We start from the raw sequence: 22,082 nt of genomic DNA on the forward strand, positions 1-22,082 counted from the left end.
CGTTCATCAGCACATTTACACCTGATGCCAGCTCTGCCTTACACTGCGCGCCTATGACCAACATCCCCCTGACCGAAATTACCGAACCCGCTGTCACGTGTTCGACGTGCGCGGCGTGCTGCTGCCAACTGGAAGTGATGTTGATCACTGATACCGGCGTGCCCGAGCGCTTCATCGACAACGATGACTGGGGCGGTGAAGTGATGCTGCGCCTGGATGATGGCTGGTGTGCGGCCCTGGACCGCAACACCATGATGTGCACCATTTATGAGCTGCGCCCGCTGATTTGTCGCGAGTTCGAAATGGGCGATGTTGAATGCCTCAACGAACGCCAGGGCATTGCGACGGCGTATCGTTAACCCCCCGCAACTACAGCGCCATTGTGTAATGCAGCGCATAGCTTTCTACGCCGTCATTGGTGCTGGAAATCCCGGCATTGGAATAGTGGGTCGCACGAATCCCGACTTCATGCCCCCCCGCAAAGCGCACACCGAAGCCAAGACGGTCCTCAAACTGGAAGGCCGTTCCCAGCTTGTTCCCTTCAACTTCGGTGTGAGAAAACAACGCGACCCCAATACCAGCCTCGACATAGGGCTTTACCCTTTCACCCGCAAATTCGTACACCAGTACGGGCGAGAACGACAGACTGCTGCTCGCGGATGACTTGTCACCTTCCCAGTAGGTGTAAGCCCCATCCCAATAACCGGTCAGACGACCGACATCACTTTGCAGCCAGCTCTTGTCCCAATCCGACTTCAAGCCAAGCCGATACGTCATGGTCGATTCGCTGGTGTGCCCTACCCCAAATTCAAGCCCGGCAGCGTTTGCCGTAAAACTTTGCCCCAGTGCAACGGCTGCAACCGCAGCCAAACAAAACAGTCGCTTCATAAGAAAATCCTATTTTCATATGCCCGTGTCAGTTGTTATGCGCTACATCAGGCAGGCGTTTTAAAGCGGAGTTCAGGTTTTTTTACAGACCGAAGCTTCGCACAACGCCAGATTTATTCCACAACACAGGCAGGATATTTCCCATGTGTTCAGGTGAGGCGCTGGTCCAGAACTGCGTGTCACTGGGAGGGCCGGCTGCCAGCAAGCCTTGATCAACCAACAAACGCTGAAGCTGACGGGCCACGGCAGCGCCGGTATCGATCAGGGTGATCGAGGGCGGGAGCATCCGGGCAAGCAGAGGCTTGAGAAAAGGGTAATGAGTGCAGCCAAGAATGATCGTGTCACAGCCCGCTGCCAGCAACGGCTCGACATAACCCCGCAACAGGGTGCACAAGGCTTCGCTGTGCAAGTCACCGGTCTCGATCAGCTCCACCAGGCCCGGGCATGGCTGGGTGATCACCCGGACATCGCTGGCAAAACGATCAAGCAAGGCGGCAAATTTGGCACTTTGCAACGTGCCCGTCGTCGCGAGCACACCCACCACGCCGCTGCGAGTGGCCGCTGCAGCGGGTTTGACCGCAGGTTCCATGCCGACCATGGGCCAGTCGGGATAACGCTGACGCAGGTCCGCTACCCCCGCCACCGTCGCCGTATTACAGGCCAGCACCAGTGCCTTGGCCCCCTGACGCTGGAAAAAATCAGCCATTACGGCACAGCGCTGACGGATAAATTCAGGGCTTTTTTCGCCATAGGGAATATGCCCGCAGTCCGCCACATAGAGCAGCGACTCGTTGGGCAGCAGTGCATGAATTTCCTTGAGTACCGACAAACCGCCAACGCCGGAGTCAAAAACCCCAATCGGCGCCTCACTCATGGCCAGTACCACACACGCTGCAGGCAGGATCGCGCTTGACCCGCAGCTCGCGAAAGCGCGTGCTCAATGCATCGACCAGCAATAGACGCCCCACCAGCGGCTCACCAAAACCGGCCAGAATCTTGAGTGCCTCAAGGGCTTGCAGGCTGCCGACCAACCCCACCAGCGGCCCCATCACTCCGGCTTCGCTGCAGGTCAGTTCCGCTTCGCTGCCGTGCCCGTACAGGCAGTGGTAGCAGGGACTGGCAGGCTGACGCGAATCAAACACCGACAACTGCCCTTCGAGGCGAATGGCCGCGCCACTGACCAACGGTTTGCGCGCCGCCACACAGGCTTTGTTCACCGCTTCACGGGTGGCAAAGTTGTCGCAGCAATCGAGCACCAGATCCACTGCACTGACAGCCTCGGCCAGCGAATCGGCATCCAGTGCCGAACGGTGGGCAACCAGTTTAATGAGCGGATTGATCAGGCGCAGTCGGCGAGACGCCGAGTCGACCTTGCTCTCCCCCACATTGGCGGTGTCATGGATGATCTGACGCTGCAGATTGGTCAGGTCAACGCTGTCAAAGTCGGCCAGATGCAGTTCGCCGATACCGGCGGCGGCAAGGTAGAGCGCAACGGGCGAACCCAGACCACCGAGGCCGATAATCAGTACACGACTGTTTTTCAGCTTCAACTGACCGTCGATATCAACCTGTTGCAACAGGATCTGTCGGCTATAGCGCAACAGCTCCTCATCGGTCAGCACGGCAGGCGGCCCAACGTGATGCGCTCGTGGCCACCCAGGTCCTTGCGGCTTTCAACCTGAGCAAAACCTGCGTCTTGCAGCAATTGGCGAACCGCCTCTGCCTGGTCATAACCGTGTTCCAGCATCAACCAGCCACCCGCATTCAGGTGGCTGGCAGAGCCGGTGATAATCTCGCGAATATCGTCCAGGCCATCGGTACCGGCAACCAGGGCGCTTTCCGGTTCGAAACGCACATCGCCTTCAGCCAGGTGAACGTCACCGGCGGCAATGTAGGGCGGGTTGCTGATAATCAGGTCAAAACACTGGTCGGCCAATGCGCTGAACCAGTGGCTGGTAAACACGTTGACGTTTTCAAGCTGCAAACGTTGGCGATTGCGCTCGGCCAACGCTACGGCCTCCAGCACGCGGTCAACTGCCGTGACGTGCCAGGCGGCGCGTTCACTGGCCAATGCCAGGGCGATTGCACCGCTGCCAGTGCCCAGGTCCAGCACCTTGGCCGGGCTTTCCGGCAACAGGGCCAGCGCGGTTTCGACCAGCAGTTCGGTATCGGGACGCGGGATAAGGGTATGTGGCGCCACTTCCAGATCAAGGTTCCAGAAACCCTGTTGGCCCAGAATGTAGGCCACCGGCTCTCCGGTACGGCGACGCAACAAGTATTCGGCGAAGGTCAATGCCGCTTCGCTGCTGACAATCTTTTCGGGCCATGTATGCAGATAACTGCGCGACTTGCCCAGGGCAGCAGCCAATAAAAGCTCCGCATCCAGACGGGCCGTGGGTGAGTCAGGCAGTTCAGCAGCACGTAACAAACTGGCAATAATAGTCATTTATTCACCCAGGGTCGTCAGTTGATCAGCCTGAAACTCCGCCAATAATGGCTCGATAACGGCATCAACGCCGCCAGCCAGTACGTCATCCAGGGAATACAGGGTCAGGTTGACGCGATGGTCGGTCACTCGCCCCTGCGCGAAATTGTAAGTGCGGATGCGCTCGGAACGATCCCCCGAGCCCACCAGCGACTTGCGCTCGCTTGCAATTGCATTTGCCGCCGCGCTGGTTTGCTGGTCATTCAACTTGGCCGACAGCCAGGACATCGCCCGCGCCCGGTTTTTATGCTGGGAACGCTCTTCCTGACACTCCACCACAATGCCCGATGGCAAGTGGGTGATACGAATCGCCGAGTCGGTCTTGTTGACGTGCTGACCACCCGCACCCGAGGAGCGGTAGGTATCAACGCGCAAGTCGGCCGGGTTGATCTCGATGGCTTCCTGCTCGTCCGGCTCTGGCAAGACCGCCACAGTACAGGCGGAAGTATGGATACGGCCCTGGGATTCGGTGGCGGGCACACGCTGCACGCGGTGAACACCCGACTCGAACTTCAGCTTGCCGTAAACATTCTCGCCCTCGACGCGGGCAATGACTTCTTTATAGCCACCATGTTCGCCGCTGTTTTCTGACAGGATTTCCAGCTTCCAGCCGCGACGTTCAGCGTAACGGGAATACATGCGAAACAGGTCGCCGGCAAAGATGGCCGCTTCATCGCCACCGGTTCCGGCCCGAATTTCAAGGAACACATTGCGTCCGTCATTCGGGTCCTTGGGTAACAGCATCCGTTGCAGGTCTTTTTCAAGCTCGCTCAGGCGCTCTTTGGCTTCGCGAACTTCTTCGACCGCCATTTCACGCATGTCAGGGTCGTTGTCCTTGAGCAGCGCCTGGGCGCCTTCAAGGTCGGCCTGCACTTTGAGCCACTGCCCGTAGGCCGCGACAATGGGTTCAACTTCTGCGTATTCCTTGGAATAAGCACGAAATTTGGTTTGATCAGAAATGACTTCGCCATCGCCAAGCAATGCGGTCAGTTCTTCAAAACGGTCCTGGAGGATGTCCAGCTTATTCAGCAGTGACGCTTTCATTACTATTTTTTATCCGCAGAGCTATGCGATGAGCCCTCACCGAGGGCAAAAAGTTCTTGGGCCATGGCCAGCGCATCGAGGCGGCCTTCGGCGGAAAGCTTTTTCAGCTGCACGCTGGGCGCGTGCAGCAATTTATTGGTCAGGCCGCGTGCCAGTTGTACCAGCACATCTTCAGGGTTGCTGCCGTTGGCGAGCATCCGCTGGGCTTTTTGCAGTTCTTCATCACGCAGGCGCTCGCTCTGCTGGCGATAGGCTTTGAGCACATCGACAGCCGCCAGCTCACGCAAACGCACCATAAAGTCTTCGGCGCCGATGCTGACCAGCTCTTCTGCCGCCTGGGCTGCACCCTGACGACTCTTGAGATTCTCGGCGACCACTTCGTGCAAGTCATCGACGGTATAGAGGTAAACGTCGTCCAACTCGCCGACTTCAGGCTCGATATCGCGGGGAACCGCAATATCGACCATGAAAATAGGTTTGTGCTTGCGCAACTTCAAGGCACTTTCGACTGCCCCTTTGCCCAAAATCGGCAACTGGCTGGCCGTGGAGCTGATCACGATATCGCTATGTACCAGCTCTTGAGGAATATCCGACAGCAGCACTGCATGGGCACCGAACTGCTCAGCCAGAGTGCTCGCGCGCTCCAGGGTACGGTTGGCGACCACGATGCGTTTTACGCCCAGGTCATGCAGGTGACGGGCGACCAGGGTAATGGTCTCGCCCGCACCGATCAGCAAGGCCTGACTGCGCTGCAAGTCGCTGAAAATCTGCTTGGCCAGGCTCACCGCAGCAAACGCGACGGAAACCGGGTTTTCACCGATGGCGGTGTCGGTGCGCACTTGCTTGGCCGAGTTGAACGTCGCCTGAAACAAGCGCCCCAACAAAGGCCCTACCGTGCCCGCCTCACGCGCCACGGCGTAGGCCGATTTCATCTGGCCAAGAATCTGCGGCTCGCCCAGCACCAGCGAATCGAGGCCCGAGGCCACACGCATCATGTGACGAACGGCAGCGTCTTCTTCATGGACATACGCACAGGCGCGCAGTTCATCAAGGCTCAGGTTGTGATAGTCGGCCAGCCACTTCAGTACGCTGTCAGCTGAAAGGTGGTCCTGCTCTATATAGAGTTCACTGCGATTGCAGGTGGAGAGGATCGCAGCTTCGCGACTGTCGGTTAGGCGGCAGAGCTGCTGCAGGGCCTCAACCAACTGCTCCGGAGTAAAAGCCACGCGCTCGCGGACGTCTACTGAAGCAGTCTTGTGGTTAATACCGAGTGCGAGGAAGGCCATTCAATATCGCTGATGATGACGAGAAGCCGACAATTGTCCTACTTCGCCAGATTGAGAACAACCACTGCTGACTATTGTCTCTATAGTTAACCTCTGTTGAACACATCATCAGCCCCCCGGATATCGATAGTCGCACCTGCTAGGGTTTGCGACATCGCATGTGTCATGATGCCCGGACCGCAGGTAAGTCGCCCATCTCTTATATGAATAGATCCTCCGCGTTGCTCCTCGCCCTCGTTCTTCTTAGTGGCTGCCAGGCTTTGGCTCCCACGTCCCCGGATGACTCATCCGCGGCCGAAGACGTCACCTCCGTCCCGGAAAAACCAACGGTCTACAGCTCGTTCAGCGAAGAAACGCTGTACAGCCTGTTGAGCGCCGAGCTGGCCGGCCAACGTAATCGTCTGGATATCGCACTCGATAACTACGTGACGCAGGCGATCAATACACAAGATCCCGGCATTTCTGAGCGGGCGTTTCGTATTGCCGAATACCTGGGCGCCGATCAGGCCGCACTCGACACCTCGCTGATCTGGGCCAGAAATGCCCCGGACGACCTTGAGGCACAACGTGCTGCCGCCATTCAGCTGGCACGTAACGGTCGTTACGACGAATCCATGGTGTACATGGAAAAAGTCCTACAGGCCAAGGGCGATACTCACTTCGATTTCCTCGCCCTGTCGGCGGTAGAAACAGATGCGGACACCCGTGCGGGCCTGCAAAAAAGTTTTGACAGCCTGCTGGTCAAGCATCCGGACAATGGCCAGCTGATTTTCGGCAAGGCCTTGTTGATGCAACAGGACGGTGATGCTGAAGGCGCGCTGAAACTGCTGGAAAAAAATCCGCCGCAAAACGGTGAGGTCGCCCCGGTCTTGTTGCGCGCCCGTTTGCTGCAAAGCCTCAATCGCGGCAAAGAAGCCTTGCCACTGCTGCAAAAAAGCATTCGCCAATACCCCGACGACAAGCGCCTGGGCCTGACGTATGCCCGCACGCTGGTCGAGCAGAACCGCATGGGCGAGGCAAAAGTGCAATTTGCCAGTCTGGTCGAGCAATACCCCGAAGACGATGAGCTGCGGTTCTCCCTGGCCCTGGTGTGCCTGGAAGGCAAGGCCTGGGATGAGGCCGAGGGCTATCTCGAAGAGCTGATCGAGCGCGACAGCCATGTCGACTCGGCACACTTGAACCTTGGCCGTATCGCTGAAGAGCGCAACGACCCCGAGACTGCACTCACCCAATACGCACTCGTCGGCCCGGGCAACGACTATTTGCCCGCACAACTGCGCCAGGCCGATATTCTGATCAGCCACGGTCGCGGCACCGAGGCATCGAAAAAACTGGCCGCGGCCCGTGATGCTCAACCCGACTTCGCCATTCAGCTGTATTTGATAGAAGCGGAAACCCTGTCGGCGAATAACCAGACCGATCGCGCCTGGAATGTCCTGCAGCAGGCACTCAAGCAGTACCCGGACGACATGAACCTGTTGTACTCACGGGCCATGCTGGCCGAGAAGCGCAACAATCTCGAACAAATGGAGCGGGATTTACGCGCCATCATCCAGCGCGAGCCTGACAATGCGATGGCATTGAATGCGCTGGGCTACACGCTATCGGATCGCACCACTCGCTACGCCGAGGCCAAAGCATTGATCCAGCAAGCCTACGACCTGAATCCGGATGATCCGGCAGTGCTCGACAGCCTGGGCTGGGTCAATTTCCGCCTTGGCAATCTCGACGAAGCCGAACGCTTGCTGCGCCAGGCGCTGGAACGCTTCCCGGACCAGGAAGTCGCCGCTCACCTGGGCGAAGTGTTGTGGGCCAACGGCAAGCAACGTGAAGCCAAAAAAATCTGGGGCACTTTTCTTAAAGAAAATCCTGACAGCCCTACTCTGCGCAAAACCATCTTGCGCCTGACCGGATCAGAGACTCTTTAACTCATGTTTTTTCGTCATATGCGCCACCTTGTTGTTTTTAGCCTTATCGCCCTGCTCGCCGGTTGCGCGGGCTTTGGCGCTCGCGAATCCGTTGAAGGCCACGGCAGCCCGGCCTTGTGGTCGGCCCATAAACAGCAATTGACCCAGCTCGACGGTTGGCAAATCAACGGCAAAGTCGGCATTCGCGCCCCCAAAGACTCAGGCAGCGCCACGCTGTTCTGGCTCCAGCGCCAGGATTATTACGATATTCGTCTTTCCGGTCCGCTGGGCCGAGGCGCTGCCCGCCTGACCGGACGCCCGGGCAGTGTCGTTCTGGAAGTCGCCAATCAGGGCCGCTACGAAGCTCCAACGCCTGAAGAACTGTTGGGCGAGCAATTGGGCTGGAGCCTGCCGGTGTCACATCTGGTCTGGTGGGTGCGCGGCTTGCCTGCACCTGGCAGTAAAAGCCGCGTGACGCTGAACGCTGATAGCCGCCTTGCCAACCTGGAGCAGGACGGCTGGAAAATCGAATATTTAAGCTACGTCGAGCAAAACGGCTTCTGGCTGCCGGAGCGGGTCAAGCTGCACGGCCCGGACTTGGATGTCACGTTAGTGGTTAAAGATTGGCAACCTCGCCTGTTGGGTCAATGAGATGCAAGGCCATTTAGATAAAGAAAGCCTGGTTTTGCCCTCCCCGGCAAAGCTTAACTTGATGCTGCACATCCTCGGCCGTCGCGAAGATGGCTATCACGAACTGCAAACGCTGTTTCAATTCCTCGATTACGGCGATGAAATGACCTTTGCCGTACGTGACGATGGCGTTATTTGCCTGCACACCGAGTTCCCCGGTGTCCCTCATGACGAAAACCTGATCGTGAAGGCGGCAAAAAAACTTCAGGCGCAATCCGGTTGCGCCCTCGGGATCGACATCCAGATCAAAAAAGTGTTGCCCATGGGTGGCGGCATCGGTGGTGGCAGCTCAAATGCGGCGACCACCTTGCTGGCGCTTAACCATCTTTGGCAATTGGCCTGGGATGAAGACCGGCTGGCTGCGCTGGGCCTGAGCCTGGGGGCCGACGTCCCGGTTTTCGTGCGCGGACACGCCGCATTTGCTGAGGGTGTAGGCGAAATCCTTACGCCTGCAGACCCTGAAGAACCGTGGTATCTGGTCCTTGTCCCGCAAGTCTCTGTTAGTACTGCAGAAATATTTTCAGATCCTTTGTTGACACGTGACTCTTTGCCCATTAAAGTGCGCCCCGTTCCCAAGGGAAACAGCCGAAACGACTGCGAAGCAGTAGTGAAGGAGCGTTATCCAGAAGTACGTAACGCTTTGAATTTGTTAGGTAAATATACCGAAGCAAAATTAACTGGAACTGGAAGTTGTATATTTGGGGCCTTCCCAAACGAAGCAGATGCTGATAAAGTGCTGCACCTTCTGACAGACACCCTTACAGGGTTTGTAGCAAAAGGAAGCAACGTTTCGATGTTGCATCGCAAGCTACAAGATCTGGCAAAGGAAACGGGTACACGGTACTCGTAGCAACAGATACAGGGGCGTCGCCAAGCGGTAAGGCAGCAGGTTTTGATCCTGCCATGCGTTGGTTCGAATCCAGCCGCCCCTGCCATTTCTTATACTCATCCAGGTTACCCTCAGCCTTCAGGTACTGCGCGTGTCCAAGATGATGGTCTTTACGGGGAACGCTAACCCCGATCTGGCTCGGCGTGTCGTACGTCAGCTGCATATCCCACTCGGTGACATCTCTGTCGGCAAGTTTTCCGACGGCGAAATTACCGCTGAGATTAATGAAAATGTCCGCGGTAAAGACGTTTTCATCATTCAGCCGACTTGTGCTCCGACCAACGATAACCTGATGGAACTCGTCGTGATGGCTGATGCCTTCCGCCGCTCCTCAGCGACTCGTATTACTGCTGTTATTCCTTACTTTGGTTATGCCCGTCAGGATCGCCGTCCGCGTTCCGCACGTGTGGCTATCAGCGCAAAAGTTGTCGCTGACATGCTTACCGTAGTCGGCATCGATCGTGTTCTCACGGTTGATTTGCATGCTGACCAAATCCAGGGTTTCTTCGATATTCCTGTAGATAACATCTATGGCTCCCCAGTTTTGGTGGATGACATCGAAGATCAGCGCTTTGAGAACCTTATGATTGTGTCCCCGGATATCGGCGGCGTCGTGCGTGCACGAGCTGTTGCCAAGTCCTTGGGCGTCGATCTGGGTATCATCGACAAACGCCGTGAGAAAGCCAATCACTCGGAAGTGATGCATATCATCGGTGATGTCGAAGGGCGTACCTGTATTCTGGTTGATGACATGGTCGATACCGCCGGCACTCTGTGCCATGCGGCTAAAGCCTTGAAAGAGCATGGCGCTTCCAAAGTGTTCGCCTACTGCACACACCCTGTGCTGTCAGGTCGGGCAATCGAGAATATCGAAAATTCCATGCTGGATGAGCTGGTGGTGACTAACACCATTCCGCTGTCCGCAGCCGCACAAGCCTGTTCGCGTATCCGTCAGTTGGATATCGCACCGGTTGTGGCTGAAGCGGTTCGCCGCATCAGCAACGAAGAATCGATCAGCGCGATGTTCCGATAAGGGCCCTGCCCTTCTCAGACATCACGTTGACGAAAAGCGCCCCGCCCCAGCAGCCTGTTGGGGCGGGGCTTTTTTGCCCATACCGTCCATAGCGCTGGTCGCAAACGCTAGGCCGGATGTGGTTATTTTGGAGATACAACATGAACGATTTTACTCTGAATGCTGAAGTGCGTTCCGACCTGGGGAAAGGTGCGAGCCGCCGCCTGCGTCGTCTCGCAAGCCTGGTTCCAGCTGTAGTTTACGGTGGCGAAAAAGCCCCTGAATCCATCAGCATGCTGGCTAAAGAAGTTGCCAAACTGCTCGAAAACGAAGCTGCTTACAGCCACGTTATCGAACTGACCGTTGGCGGCGTTAAGCAAAACGTGATCATCAAAGCTCTGCAACGTCACCCGGCTAAAGGCCACGTGATGCACGCTGACTTCGTTCGCGTTGTTGCTGGTCAAAAGCTGACTGCAATCGTTCCAGTTCACTTTGTTGGTGAAGCTGCTCCGATCAAGAAAGGCGGCGAGATCTCGCACGTTGTTGCAGACATCGAAGTTTCCTGCCTGCCAAAAGACCTGCCTGAATTCATCGAAGTTGACCTGGCTAACGCCGAAGTCGGCTCGATCATTCACCTGTCGGACATCACCGCTCCTAAAGGCGTTGAGTTCGTAGCTCTGGCACACGGTAACGACCTGGCAGTAGCCAACGTTCACGCTCCACGTGTTGCACCAGAAGCAGCAGAGTAATTCATTACTCTGTCGTTGGAGTCTTGAGAAACATCGCGAGCTAACACGCAGCGAGTAAAGCGGACAAGATCGCGAAGTTTACTCATGTAAACCCGCTTTTTTGTCCGTTTTCGCCGCTAACTGTTAGCGGCGATGTTATCCACAACTCCATAGAAGGGCCCTTGTCGTGACCGCCATAAAACTGATCGTTGGCCTGGGAAATCCAGGCACCGAATACGAACAGACCCGGCATAACGCAGGGGCCCTTTTTGTTGAGCGTCTCGCGTCGGCAAACGGGGTAAACCTCGTTGCGGATCGCAAATATTTTGGCCTGACCGGGCGTTTCAGCCACCAGGGTCAGGATGTTCGTCTGTTGATTCCCACCACCTATATGAACCGAAGCGGCCAAGCCGTTGCGGCGCTTGCCGGTTTCTACCGCATTGCGCCGGAATCCATATTGGTGGCCCACGACGAACTCGACCTCCCACCAGGCGTTGCCAAGCTCAAACTGGGCGGCGGCCACGGAGGTCACAACGGATTGCGCGACATCATTGCGCAACTGGGAAACAACAATAATTTTTACCGTCTGCGGCTCGGCATTGGCCACCCAGGCGTCGCCAGCATGGTGTCCAACTTTGTCCTGGGTCGTGCGCCTCGCGCCGAGCAGGAAAAACTGGACGCCAGCATCGATTTTGCCCTCGGCGTGCTGCCGGATATCCTCGCCGGGGAATGGAACCGTGCGATGAAAAACCTGCACAGCCAGAAGGCCTGACTCTACTCCTCGGGGAAAACACCATGGGATTTAACTGCGGCATCGTCGGCTTGCCTAACGTCGGCAAATCCACCCTGTTCAACGCCCTGACCAAATCCGGTATTGCGGCCGAGAACTTCCCCTTCTGCACGATCGAGCCGAACACCGGTATCGTGCCGATGCCCGACCCACGTCTGGACGCGCTGGCTGCCATCGTTAAACCCCAGCGCATCCTGCCAACCACCATGGAGTTCGTCGATATCGCGGGCCTCGTGGCTGGCGCATCGAAAGGCGAAGGCCTGGGCAACAAGTTTTTGGCCAACATCCGCGAGACCGATGCTATCGCTCACGTGGTCCGCTGCTTTGAAGATGAAAACGTGATTCACGTTTCCAACAGCGTTGACCCGAAGCGTGACATCGAGATCATCGATCTTGAGCTGATCTTCGCCGACCTCGACAGCTGCGAAAAGCAACTGCAGAAAGTTGCGCGTAACGCCAAGGGCGGCGACAAGGACGCGGTGGCTCAAAAAGCACTGCTGGAACAACTGATCGCACACTTCACCTTGGCCAAGCCGGCGCGTAGCCTGATCAAGAACATGGATGCCGATGAGAAACAAATCATCAAAGGCTTCCACCTTCTGACCACCAAGCCTGTGATGTACATCGCCAACGTGGCTGAAGACGGTTTCGAAAACAACCCGTTGCTCGACGTGGTCATGGCCATTGCCGAAGAAGAAGGCGCAATCGTGGTTCCGGTCTGCAACAAGATCGAAGCTGAAATTGCCGAACTCGACGATGGCGAAGAAAAAGACATGTTCCTTGAGGCCCTGGGTCTTGAAGAGCCAGGTCTGAACCGCGTAATCCGTGCCGGTTACGAGATGCTTAACCTTCAGACCTACTTCACCGCAGGTGTTCAGGAAGTTCGCGCCTGGACCGTGAAGGTGGGTGCTACCGCTCCGCAAGCAGCTGGTGTGATTCACACCGACTTCGAAAAAGGCTTTATTCGCGCCGAAGTTATCGCGTACGACGATTTCATCAAGTACAACGGCGAAGCCGGTGCAAAAGAAGCCGGCAAATGGCGTCTGGAAGGCAAGGAATACATCGTCAAAGACGGTGACGTCCTGCACTTCCGCTTCAACGTGTAATACAGCACACGTCTAAAAAACCGCGCCCAGGCGCGGTTTTTTTTGGTCCGGTATTTAGTGCAGGTCAAACCATCCCCCGGGCAAAAGGTCTATGGTAAGTCTCAAGGCCATAAGACTGATCGGGAGTTTCAATGCTCGCCAAGGTGTTCATCAATCGCTTCACCACCCCTCTGATTCAGCGGATAAGCTTTCGCTGGTCCTCCGCCTGGCGAGATGCATTGGCTTCAGCAATCGCAGCGGCATTGGCCTGGGTTCTCGCCAAATATTTGTTCGGCCATGTACACCCCGTCTTTGCGGCCATCAGTGCAGTGGTATGCCTGGCACCCGGTTTGCCCAGTCATGGCAAACAGGCGATTGGTTTGATGGTGGGTGTCGCCACCGGGATTATCGTGGGTGACGCGGCCTTGTGGCTTCCAGATGCTTACCCTTTGCTGCGGATTGGCTTTGCCACGTTCTCTGCCATCGCCATTGCGGCCTTGTATGGCCTGGGACCCGTGGTTCCGATTCAGGCCGGGGTTTCGGCCGTGCTGATGCTCGCAGTCGGCCCCGAGAGTGCCGGGGTGGTACGCATGCTTGATGTACTGGTAGGCGCTGGCGTAGGACTGGTCTTCAGCCAGGTGCTACTAACCCCCAACCCTATTGGCATCATTGATGGCTCGGCGAAGGACTTACTGGAAAAACTCTCCTCGGGATTTAGCAAAAGCCTGCAGGCACTCGAAGAAAATAACGCCGACAAAGCTCAAAGCGCCGTACAGATTTTCTCTCGGGCCCACGACAGCCTGATTGCCCTGGAGAACGGAATCAGCATGGCCCGCAACACCGCACGCTGGACATTGCGCGGGCGCTTTGTGTCACGGGAGGTCAAGGGTATCGCCAGCCGTTACGAACGCCACGCCGTTCGTTTGTACGCAAGCTCGCTGTTGTTCTCCGAGGCCTTTGCCGATGCCTTGCGCAAGGAGCAAGGCCCGGCGCCGGCCTCGTTGCACGAGCGACTGGAAAATGTCGCCTCAGGCTGTGCTTCGATCGCCAATGATAATGAGCGACCAGTGCTGATCCCGGTGTCAGCCAGTGAACTGGCCGATGCAGTGTCGGCACCGTGGCAGCTTTGCTTGCAACACTTGAGTACCGTTGAAAGCGCCCTTCTGACGTTTGGCTTTACCACGCAAACCGAAAGCCAGACAAACGCCAGCAAAAGCAAACCATAAGCATCAGCGAAACCCTTGTTCCTTCATGGCCAGGGGTTAAATCACACAGCCACTAGTACTGCCCCCCTACAGCTTCTGTTTCTATTAACTCAAGAAATACGGCCATTTCATGACTTGGTTTACATATTCAATAGCACCAAGCTGTTTCCAGACGGGAGTTACTCCAAAAGACTGTCTATCCGGGTTGGCCGTAAAACACAGCCTTCCCAAAAAAGAAATAAAGCGGGAGCAAACTCAATGGCGTCTTCCCATTCGAGAGACGAACATTATCAAGCCTATCAATTCGAAGACCCCGAACTTGACGCCACCATCAACAGTACTGCAACACTCAACATAGATATTTTACTCTATGGTGAAACCGGCACCGGCAAGGACACGCTGGCAGAGCGGCTACATTCTTTATCCGGACGTCGAGGTCATTACATTGCAATAAACTGCGCGGCCATCCCCGAGAGCCTGGCTGAGAGCCAGTTGTTCGGCGTCACCCACGGCGCATTTACCGGTGCCATGCAATCACGGGCGGGCTTTATTGAAGCCTCCGATATGGGCACGCTGTATCTCGATGAGATAGACAGTATGCCGCTTATCCTGCAGGCCAAATTATTGCGTGTACTGGAGACTCGCGGAGTCGAACGGCTAGGATCGACAAGGTCCATACCCGTGGACATGCGCGTCATTGCCTCGGCTCAATCTTCTTTATCAGAAATGGTGGAACAAGGTCGTTTCAGACGAGACCTGTATTACCGTCTTAATGTAGTAAGCCTGCATTTACCGCCTTTACGCGAGCGACGCGAACACATTATTCCCTTGTTCCTTAACTTGATTCAGCGCGAAGCTAATTACTTCAACTCATCTATACCAGTGCCCAGCACTTCACTGCTTCAACGTGTTATTTGCCATGACTGGCCTGGTAATGTCCGGGAATTGAGATCCGTTGCCAAGCGGCTGGTACTGGGTTTACCCCCACTTTTGACATGTTCAGGGGCCAATAACAATGACGAAAAAAGCTTGAAACTTCGTTTGCAGCAAATCGAAAAATTAATCATTCAGGATTCCCTGCGACGTCACCTATATAGCTTGGATGCAGTGGTACTTGAGTTAGGCGTTGCGAAACGTACGCTTTACCATCGAATGAAACAACTGGAAATATCCTGACGTCAACAAACTGGAACTGAGCGACTTAATAACGTCACTCAAACAACGAACCAGCCTCCCGGTTCAATATTAATATCGGTCTCCAGAGGAATACATATGCTACCTCTACTCCCCCTATTGGCACCCATCCTATTACCGGTCGTCAACAAGGTTATTGATACGCTCGGCGGCCTTGCGAAAGACACGTTAAACACCGCGGTAACAACTGCGACCTCTCCTCTCAACAGCACCACCCCTACGAACAAGATCATGTTTTAACACTCCCATAAAATAACCAACCACAGGAATATCACCATGTTAATTCCACTCCTCTCAGCATTATTCAGTGGCGGTAGCGGCCGTAGCGGCGGCACACCAGATAAAGACCCCATCAAAGAACAAGCCGAACTAAACAAGAAACTAGCCTGGGACAGTTACTTAACAAACAAAGAGAAACTCGAAAATGACGCCCGCGGTGCAAAATCGGCGGGCATCATGGATACCGCCAGCAAGCAGATGAATGCGATGCAATCTGCTGGTAAAGCACTGAACTATTGATGCATTGGCCAATGCCCCATCTCAATAATGGGGCATTGGCCTAAACGACCCGCTCAGACCTTTCTTGCGACGCTCACCGATACGTCTCGCAGATCGAACACGGCACACCTGAGGCTTTATATGAACGTTAATGCCCCTGACGTTGCCACCCTGGCACCGTCCATGTTCCCTGACACGCCGTATCCTACACCTGAGACTGCCGATATAAACTGGTTCAATACCTTGTTGAAATCGCCTGCGGCCGAAGTTCCTTACAACAATGGCGCCAGCCCGCTCAGTCAGCGCTCGGAATTCTTGCAAGGCCTCTCAAACAGGGCTGCACAGGCCTTGCAAAAAGTCAGCACCAGTACCGATCCCGTCGACATGCTCAAATCAACCCGTGCCATGTCGGCATTTCATCTTGAGACCGTATTGAGCGCCAAGATAATCAGCAAGACGTCACAAGCAATCGAAAAACTCACCAATCTGTCTTAGACGGTAACAGCATTGTGTCGCGCCTTATCAAGAGCCTGATGTTTTTGCTCGTAATGTGTTTGGCCGGTTGTGGTGAAAGTGTGGAGCTTCACAGCCAGCTTTCCGAACAAGAAGCCAATGAAGTCATCGCCGAACTGGCAGACAAGCAAGTCCATAGCCAAAAGATCCCTACCAAAAACGGAGTCTCCGTGCGGGTGAGTGCACAAGATATCAGCCGGGCTATCAAGACTCTTGCAGCCGCCGGGCTACCCAAAGCAACACGCTCGACACTGGGACAAATCTTTCGCAAGGAGGGAGTCATTTCTACCCCGCTGGAAGAGCGTGCCCGCTACATCCACGCCTTGTCACAGGAACTCGAAGCCACGCTGTCAAACATAGACGGTGTCATCGTTGCGCGTGTGCATGTGGTGCTTCCCGAGCGAGTAGCCCCGGGCGAGGCAGTTCAGCCCGCGTCGGCTTCGGTCTTCATCAAACATGACTCAAGGCTGGACCCCGACAGCATTCAGTCTCGGGTACGCCGAATGGTTGCCAGCAGTATTCCGGGCATGGCCACGGCTTTAGACAACTCGAACAAAATAACCACGGTATTTGTTCCGGCGGCTGCTTTTCAAGACAAGCAGCAGCTGCTCTTCTTCGGCCCCTTTCTGGTGCCGGAGCAAAACCTGGGGTTCTGGAAAAAAACCTTTGCCGGTGGAGTATTTGGGCTCCTTCTTGCGATTACCGGCCCTGTCATGTGGCTGAAGTTGAGACATAAAACGCCCCCACCTGAGGAAGGTTCTGCATGACCGAGGCTGACCTGTGGGTTCAGTGGTGGGCCTTCCCATGGCGAAAAACCCATCCGGACTGGCGTAACGCTGAGGCTGTTGTTTCTGAAGGTGCCATGACCCGAAGCCGGCACTCGGCCGTGAGCAAGGCTTTTTCGATTACTCCCTGCCTGCCCTGCGAACCCTCTGCCAGCCTGGTTTATCTGGCGTTGGCCCAGCCGTCGCAACACGGCTTCATGTTGCAACTGATCGATCATATTTGCCGCCCGCGGCTGCCAAGTCAGCTAAAAGCCACACAACGTTTATGGTGCCAGCGCCTGGCGACAGGCCTGCATACCCAGAGCTGGCTCCAGCCAACCGACGACACGTTGCAGCTGCTTAGGGCTTGGGTTGAGCCGCACGTGTGGCAACGGTTGCGACTGCGCTTTGCGCCTACAAGGATCATGGCAATGGAGCAAAAACCACCGTTGGATATCCGCATGTCCAGGCTTGAGGTGCTTTGGCAAGCCGTGCTCTGGCATGAGCAAACATACCCTCCAGACTCAGGAAGCATCGACGGGCGCTGTATCAAACCTTGATCGCCGAGCTCGATGTACCACGCAAACTGGTAGAAATAGACGCCCTGATTCTGGACATCAACCGCACTCAACTCAAAGAGCTGGGCGTGAACTGGGGGTTTCAGAACAGCCGCTTCCGGGCCGGAGTGGGGAACCTGTCAGGCAATAGCATTTCGTCTGTCTCCATTGCCCAGTTTGATCGCTTCGTGGCTGATGTGAAGACCCTGGAGGAGCGCGGTTTGGCGACAGTGGTGTCCAACCCTTCGATCATGACACTGGAGAATCAACCGGCCGTCATCGACTTCAATCACACGCAATACATCAGAGCCATCGGTGACAGGGTGGCCAATATCTTGCCGGTTACCACAGGTACCAGCTTCCAGGTCATACCCAGGGTTATCGCGGCCAATGGGACCAATCAAATTCACTTGATCATCGACATTGAGGACGGCGCCTTTAGCGCTGTTTCCCCTCAAACAGCAGGCGATGATTGTCGATCGCCGTCAACCGCACGCCGTCCGTCTCATCTCCGAAAAACAGCCGACGCCCGTCTGCCAGAACAACATGTGCCCGTTTGCCGCCAATTATCTGCACGATCCTGAAGGGCAGCGCGGTACTGATTTCCCGCGCCTTGTTAATGATCGAAACCGGTGTTTCAAACTGCGCCTCAAAGCGATCGAGCATGCGTGAAACCAGCGCCAGCGCCTCTTGAGCAACGTCCCCACGCAGAGTGATTCGATCTGCGGCCACCTCCAGCGTGATGCGATTGCCCAGCTCGCGCTCAATCAACATGCTGAGTAATTGCTGATGGACCTGATGGACCGTCGCAAGCGGGCGCCTGTCACCGACTGCGGAGGATTGAGGTGCGGGAAGCGGCACCGTGCTGGAAGGCGACATGGCCAACCCGGCCATGGCCAGCACGAGCACTGTCAAGGTGACCAGCAGCCATTTCCCCATGCGCCCTTCGGGCGGTGTTCGCCTGTGTTCGGGCATGGCCTGGCTCGACACACAAGGCATGGCTGCAGGCGCCTCCCTCCAGAGACTGTGTGCATTGGCAATACACAGTCGAATACCGCCAATGGAAAACTCGGCACCGGGGATCAGGTTGGCAATGTGTGCCAGGGTCGCGCCAGTTTCATCCTGCAGCAACCCCTCTTGCGCCTGCACAATCCATCGACCATCAACGCGGGTCAACCGGGCATGCCGATCTGCAATCCCGGGGTCGTACAACTCCAGGTCGGCCTCCTGATGCGCGCCGATAAACCACTGCTCGCCGAACAATGGCAACGCAGCGCCCTGATGCAAACCGCTCAGCACCCGCAATTCGAACAGCACGTCAGGCTCACAGGGTTCGAGACTCAAGACTCGACCTCGCGCAGCAGGCCTTCGTATTCCAGATCAAATCGGCCCTGCACCCTGACCTTGGCCGATCCCGTCAACTCGGCGAACGATATGACCGGCACATGGTTGAACTCATCGAACAATAACGTGCGCAAAGGGCTGCGCAGGTCGTGTGCAACCAGCAACACGCTTTTCTCGCGTGTACGGGACCCGAAGGCTTCCTTGAGCAATTGCACGAGCTGCGTGCTGTGCTCATTGTCCAGCGCAAAGAACACGCCGGATTGGGTCTGGCGCAAGGCCTCGCGAAAGATGTTTTCGGTGTGGGGAGAAAACAGCCAGGCATGGAGGCCATCGTTCTGGCTGTACAGGTGATAGATCTGCGACCTCAAGGCAATCCGCACGTAATCCGCCAGCGCGATCACTTCACGTTCGTGCTGGCCGTGCTCGGTCAGTACTTCAACGATCAGTCGTATGGCGCGCAAGGGCACGCCCTCACTGGCCAGGCGCTGCAAGACGCCAGAGAGCCGCGAGAGCGGCATGATGCGTTGCAACTCCTGAACCAGCTCAGGCTGGCTTTGTTCAAGCCAGCCGAGGATCGATTTACACTCCTGGATCCCCAGAAACCGTGGCCCGCTGATCATCATCGCTTGGCGCATGCGTTCGAGAATCAAGGCATGAGCACTGAACGACCTGACCTCTTCCCGGGCCAGCAGCGGGTCGTCGGGTGGCAGCCATAACCACTCCAGTTCATCTCGCTGCTCGCTGCCTCTAAACGCACCCGGGGGTTGCGGGTCGACACTGTCCCGCGCCACGGCCAGCCAGTCACCAAAGGTCGCCTTGAGCACTGGCCCTTCGTGAACACAAAAACGGAACTCATCCTCGGCCAGCAGGGCGCTGTATTCGATTTCAAAGGAAGGGAGGGTCAAGCCGGCAGTCGTGACAATGCTGTTGCGCACCTGACGAATCCCGTGAATAAGTCGCGTGGTGCGCTCCTGATGCTGATGTGCGCTGGCGAACTGCAACAAGTAAGGGCGCGACGGTTCGAACACTCTGAGATCTTCTTCGCCGTTTTGTTCAGGGGCCATCTGCTCCACCTGTACCGGTTGCAACTCCTCGACTTTGCTGCTGCGCAGCAACAGGTAAAGCCCCAACGAAAAGGTACCCAGGGCAATACCGAAAAAAACCAGGGTCGGCATCCCGGGCAAGGCTGCGAACGCCAGCATTCCCGCCGATGCGATTATCCAGCTCTTGGGTTCGCCGGTTATTTGCTGCCCGATCTGCGTACCGATGTTACTGCGTGGGGATTGGTCGTCGGGAGCGACGCGGGTGATGATCATGCCTGCGGTCAATGAAATCAGCAGCGCCGGAATCTGCGCGATCAGGCCATCACCAATGGTCAACACTGAATACAGCGATATGGCTTGGGCAGCACTCATTCCGTGTTGCAGCATGCCGGTGGAGAACCCGCCCAGGATGTTGATCACAACAATGACCAAGCCTGCGATGGCGTCCCCCTTCACAAATTTCATGGCGCCATCCATTGCCCCGAACAGCTGGCTTTCCCGAGACAACTCATCGCGTTTGTGACGAGCCTGCGCACCATTGATCAACCCGCCACGCAAGTCACTGTCGATGGACATCTGCTTGCCTGGCATCGCATCCAGACTGAAGCGCGCCGCCACTTCGGCCACCCGTTCCGAGCCCTTGGTAATCACCAGAAAGTTGACGATGGTGATGATCAGAAAGATCACCAGCCCAACCGCGAGATTGCCCCCCACCACGAAGTTGCCGAACGCCTCGACAATGTCACCGGCATCCTGATCCATCAGGATCAGCCGGGTCGTCGCAATCGACAACGCCAGGCGAAACATCGTGGTAAGCAGCAGGAGTGCAGGAAACGAAGAGAACGCCAAAGGACTCGGCAGGTAAAACGCCAGAACAATCAGCAGGCAGGCAATACAGATATTGACCGCAATCAGGATATCGACCATCCAGGTCGGCAGCGGCACGATAAAAATAAACACGATCCCCAGCACCACAATGGCCCCAAGTACCTCTCCCGGACTTGCAATGCTGTTCAGGCCTTTATTGAGCCATTGAACAAGTCTCATCGAATGTATCTCGACAACCCGGGCCTCAGTTGGGCAATGCCTTCGGCCTGAGTGTGTTCACCCATCAGGCTCAAAAAAAGCTGCAAGGTTGTCTGGCGCTTTTCCGGATCACTCCACAGCACCAGGGGAAGGTGCTGAATCAACGGGTAGAGTTGATTGAGCGAGACCAGTTGGCTGGACAACCTGGCGCCACCCAACTCCCGGCTCAGGCTTCGAACTTCCTCGGCGTCAATGTCAGTACTCGCGTATCCCAACAGACGTTGCAACAGGGCAACGGCCGACAGTTCGGCCTGCCGTTCACGGGATGGCAAACGCTCAAGATAAAGACGGCAATTACCCAAGGCACTGCCCAGTTGGCTGCAGCCCTGCAGACCGAGCAACAAGGCTCGCAGCTTGATGGTCGGAACAGAGGGACGGTAGGCCGCAAGATCATCCGCCAGCGCTCGTCTCATCATGCTCAGACCGACACTGATCTCCTCTTCACCGAACAGTCCCAACAGCGCCTGGGTAATGCTCACCAGCGATTGCTTCACCACCACGCTGGCGTAATACAAAACACGAACCGCCTGACGCAATGCGGCATCGCCATCGGCCGTTTTAAGCGCCAGCGCGATATTCACCCCGGCCTGGATCTGCGGGTGATAGCGGGCTTGCACCTGCTCTTGAAAATCACGCGCCAGCGCCGCTTCAGTTTCACGCCCTTGTGCCTGTGCCTGGTCTGTCACGTGCTGCAGTACGACGTGGGTGCGAGCCGGATCACCACCGGTCAACGTCAGCAAACCCTCGACATCCGGCTTTGACAACAGCTCCTGACGAACTTGCCGGGCCAGTTGCCCCAGGCTGAGCTGGCCGGGATGACCCAGCTGCTCATAGAGTTCGTTCAGTTGTTCAATACCCTGAATTCTCTGCACCTGGGTATCCAGCGTTCGCAGCTTGCGTTGACTCAGTTCCTTGCTGCTGCTCTCGACCTTTTGACTGAACAGCATGCCGACTTCCTCGGCGGCACTTTGCTGAGACGAATGCGGCGTCTGAATTTGAACGGCCCGCGAAGAGAGCATCGAACTCAGTGCCTGCACGGCCTCGTTTCGTCCGTCAAATTTCATAGGGATGCCA

23 protein-coding genes, 1 tRNA gene and 1 pseudogene are annotated in these 22,082 nt (G+C 56.2%); 16 read left to right on the top strand and 9 right to left on the bottom strand.

Annotation, left to right across the window (positions count from 1 at the left end; all coding sequences use genetic code 11):
• Positions 1 to 53 precede the first annotated feature (53 nt).
• Entirely contained in the window at positions 54 to 359 is a 306-nt protein-coding gene (locus tag AACY07_RS02850; RefSeq protein ID WP_037032157.1) for a YkgJ family cysteine cluster protein, read from the top strand.
• 10 nt (positions 360 to 369) lie between these two features.
• Here AACY07_RS02850 and AACY07_RS02855 read toward each other — a convergent pair whose 3' ends face one another.
• The 6 genes from AACY07_RS02855 to hemA all read right to left on the bottom strand — a co-directional run bounded on the left by AACY07_RS02855 (position 370) and on the right by hemA (position 5,703).
• Positions 370 to 888: an acyloxyacyl hydrolase gene (locus tag AACY07_RS02855; RefSeq protein ID WP_133076404.1), complete on the bottom strand. Its 519-nt coding sequence runs from the start codon at positions 886 to 888 to the stop codon at positions 370 to 372.
• An 82-nt stretch (positions 889 to 970) separates the two neighbouring features.
• Positions 971 to 1,762 carry a glutamate racemase gene (murI, locus tag AACY07_RS02860; RefSeq protein ID WP_339473374.1) on the bottom strand — a complete coding sequence of 264 codons (792 nt, stop codon included), beginning with the start codon at positions 1,760 to 1,762 and terminating at the stop codon, positions 971 to 973.
• Positions 1,755 to 2,510, bottom strand: a complete 756-nt coding sequence (locus AACY07_RS02865; RefSeq protein ID WP_133076406.1) for a molybdopterin-synthase adenylyltransferase MoeB — start codon at positions 2,508 to 2,510, stop codon at positions 1,755 to 1,757. The genes murI and AACY07_RS02865 overlap by 8 nt, the downstream gene beginning before the upstream one ends.
• The gene (gene prmC / locus AACY07_RS02870) at positions 2,504 to 3,334 is read right to left on the bottom strand and encodes a peptide chain release factor N(5)-glutamine methyltransferase (RefSeq protein ID WP_339473375.1); all 831 of its coding nucleotides are present in this window, start codon (positions 3,332 to 3,334) and stop codon (positions 2,504 to 2,506) included. Before prmC ends, AACY07_RS02865 begins: the two co-directional genes overlap by 7 nt.
• Positions 3,335 to 4,417, bottom strand: coding sequence for a peptide chain release factor 1 (prfA, locus tag AACY07_RS02875; protein ID WP_339473376.1), 1,083 nt, complete (start codon positions 4,415 to 4,417; stop codon positions 3,335 to 3,337). It abuts the gene before it with no gap.
• A gap of 2 nt (positions 4,418 to 4,419) precedes the next feature.
• Positions 4,420 to 5,703: a glutamyl-tRNA reductase gene (gene hemA / locus AACY07_RS02880; RefSeq protein ID WP_133076409.1), complete on the bottom strand. Its 1,284-nt coding sequence runs from the start codon at positions 5,701 to 5,703 to the stop codon at positions 4,420 to 4,422.
• 203 nt (positions 5,704 to 5,906) lie between these two features.
• Between hemA and AACY07_RS02885 the strand changes: the two genes are divergently transcribed.
• The 15 genes and pseudogenes from AACY07_RS02885 to AACY07_RS02955 all read left to right on the top strand — a co-directional run.
• Positions 5,907 to 7,631, top strand: a complete 1,725-nt coding sequence (locus AACY07_RS02885; RefSeq protein WP_133076410.1) for a tetratricopeptide repeat protein — start codon at positions 5,907 to 5,909, stop codon at positions 7,629 to 7,631.
• 18 nt (positions 7,632 to 7,649) lie between these two features.
• Positions 7,650 to 8,261, top strand: coding sequence for a lipoprotein insertase outer membrane protein LolB (lolB, locus tag AACY07_RS02890; RefSeq protein WP_405046719.1), 612 nt, complete (start codon positions 7,650 to 7,652; stop codon positions 8,259 to 8,261).
• Between the two features lies 1 nt (position 8,262).
• Entirely contained in the window at positions 8,263 to 9,150 is an 888-nt protein-coding gene (ispE, locus tag AACY07_RS02895) for a 4-(cytidine 5'-diphospho)-2-C-methyl-D-erythritol kinase (protein WP_326427360.1), read from the top strand.
• A gap of 10 nt (positions 9,151 to 9,160) precedes the next feature.
• A tRNA-Gln gene (locus tag AACY07_RS02900) sits at positions 9,161 to 9,235 on the top strand.
• A 45-nt stretch (positions 9,236 to 9,280) separates the two neighbouring features.
• Complete coding sequence (locus AACY07_RS02905) at positions 9,281 to 10,222, top strand: ribose-phosphate pyrophosphokinase (RefSeq protein ID WP_019825119.1); 942 nt, start codon at positions 9,281 to 9,283, stop codon at positions 10,220 to 10,222.
• Between the two features lie 140 nt (positions 10,223 to 10,362).
• A complete protein-coding gene (locus AACY07_RS02910; RefSeq protein ID WP_095035802.1) occupies positions 10,363 to 10,950 on the top strand; it encodes a 50S ribosomal protein L25/general stress protein Ctc in 588 nt (195 codons plus the stop codon).
• 166 nt (positions 10,951 to 11,116) lie between these two features.
• Complete coding sequence (gene pth, locus AACY07_RS02915; RefSeq protein WP_003439790.1) at positions 11,117 to 11,701, top strand: aminoacyl-tRNA hydrolase; 585 nt, start codon at positions 11,117 to 11,119, stop codon at positions 11,699 to 11,701.
• Between the two features lie 23 nt (positions 11,702 to 11,724).
• Complete coding sequence (gene ychF, locus AACY07_RS02920; RefSeq protein WP_133076413.1) at positions 11,725 to 12,825, top strand: redox-regulated ATPase YchF; 1,101 nt, start codon at positions 11,725 to 11,727, stop codon at positions 12,823 to 12,825.
• Between the two features lie 131 nt (positions 12,826 to 12,956).
• Positions 12,957 to 14,030: an FUSC family protein gene (locus AACY07_RS02925; protein WP_133076414.1), complete on the top strand. Its 1,074-nt coding sequence runs from the start codon at positions 12,957 to 12,959 to the stop codon at positions 14,028 to 14,030.
• Positions 14,031 to 14,267: 237 nt separating this feature from the next.
• Complete coding sequence (locus AACY07_RS02930) at positions 14,268 to 15,185, top strand: sigma 54-interacting transcriptional regulator (protein ID WP_339473378.1); 918 nt, start codon at positions 14,268 to 14,270, stop codon at positions 15,183 to 15,185.
• Positions 15,186 to 15,479: 294 nt separating this feature from the next.
• Complete coding sequence (locus tag AACY07_RS02935) at positions 15,480 to 15,722, top strand: hypothetical protein (RefSeq protein ID WP_339473380.1); 243 nt, start codon at positions 15,480 to 15,482, stop codon at positions 15,720 to 15,722.
• A gap of 120 nt (positions 15,723 to 15,842) precedes the next feature.
• Entirely contained in the window at positions 15,843 to 16,196 is a 354-nt protein-coding gene (locus tag AACY07_RS02940) for an EscI/YscI/HrpB family type III secretion system inner rod protein (RefSeq protein ID WP_339473382.1), read from the top strand.
• Positions 16,197 to 16,234: 38 nt separating this feature from the next.
• Positions 16,235 to 16,981, top strand: coding sequence for a type III secretion system inner membrane ring lipoprotein SctJ (sctJ, locus tag AACY07_RS02945; RefSeq protein ID WP_339473383.1), 747 nt, complete (start codon positions 16,235 to 16,237; stop codon positions 16,979 to 16,981).
• A complete protein-coding gene (locus AACY07_RS02950) occupies positions 16,978 to 17,538 on the top strand; it encodes a type III secretion protein (RefSeq protein WP_339473385.1) in 561 nt (186 codons plus the stop codon). Before sctJ ends, AACY07_RS02950 begins: the two co-directional genes overlap by 4 nt.
• Positions 17,514 to 18,014: pseudogene (locus tag AACY07_RS02955) on the top strand (type III secretion system outer membrane ring subunit SctC); the annotation flags it as partial. The gene AACY07_RS02950 and the pseudogene AACY07_RS02955, both read left to right, overlap by 25 nt.
• On the opposite strand, the gene AACY07_RS02960 reads toward AACY07_RS02955, so the two are convergent.
• From AACY07_RS02960 to sctW, 3 genes are read right to left on the bottom strand one after another with little or no spacing between them, the layout of a single operon-like run.
• Positions 17,974 to 18,879 carry an FHA domain-containing protein gene (locus AACY07_RS02960; protein ID WP_339473387.1) on the bottom strand — a complete coding sequence of 302 codons (906 nt, stop codon included), beginning with the start codon at positions 18,877 to 18,879 and terminating at the stop codon, positions 17,974 to 17,976. The pseudogene AACY07_RS02955 and the gene AACY07_RS02960 overlap by 41 nt on opposite strands.
• Positions 18,876 to 20,969: a type III secretion system export apparatus subunit SctV gene (gene sctV, locus AACY07_RS02965; protein WP_339473389.1), complete on the bottom strand. Its 2,094-nt coding sequence runs from the start codon at positions 20,967 to 20,969 to the stop codon at positions 18,876 to 18,878. Before sctV ends, AACY07_RS02960 begins: the two co-directional genes overlap by 4 nt.
• Positions 20,966 to 22,072, bottom strand: coding sequence for a type III secretion system gatekeeper subunit SctW (sctW, locus tag AACY07_RS02970; protein WP_339473391.1), 1,107 nt, complete (start codon positions 22,070 to 22,072; stop codon positions 20,966 to 20,968). The genes sctV and sctW overlap by 4 nt, the downstream gene beginning before the upstream one ends.
• Between the last annotated feature and the right edge of the window lie 10 nt (positions 22,073 to 22,082).

It is taken from the genome of Pseudomonas sp. RL_5y_Pfl2_69 (assembly GCF_963970465.1).
GTDB lineage: Bacteria > Pseudomonadota > Gammaproteobacteria > Pseudomonadales > Pseudomonadaceae > Aquipseudomonas.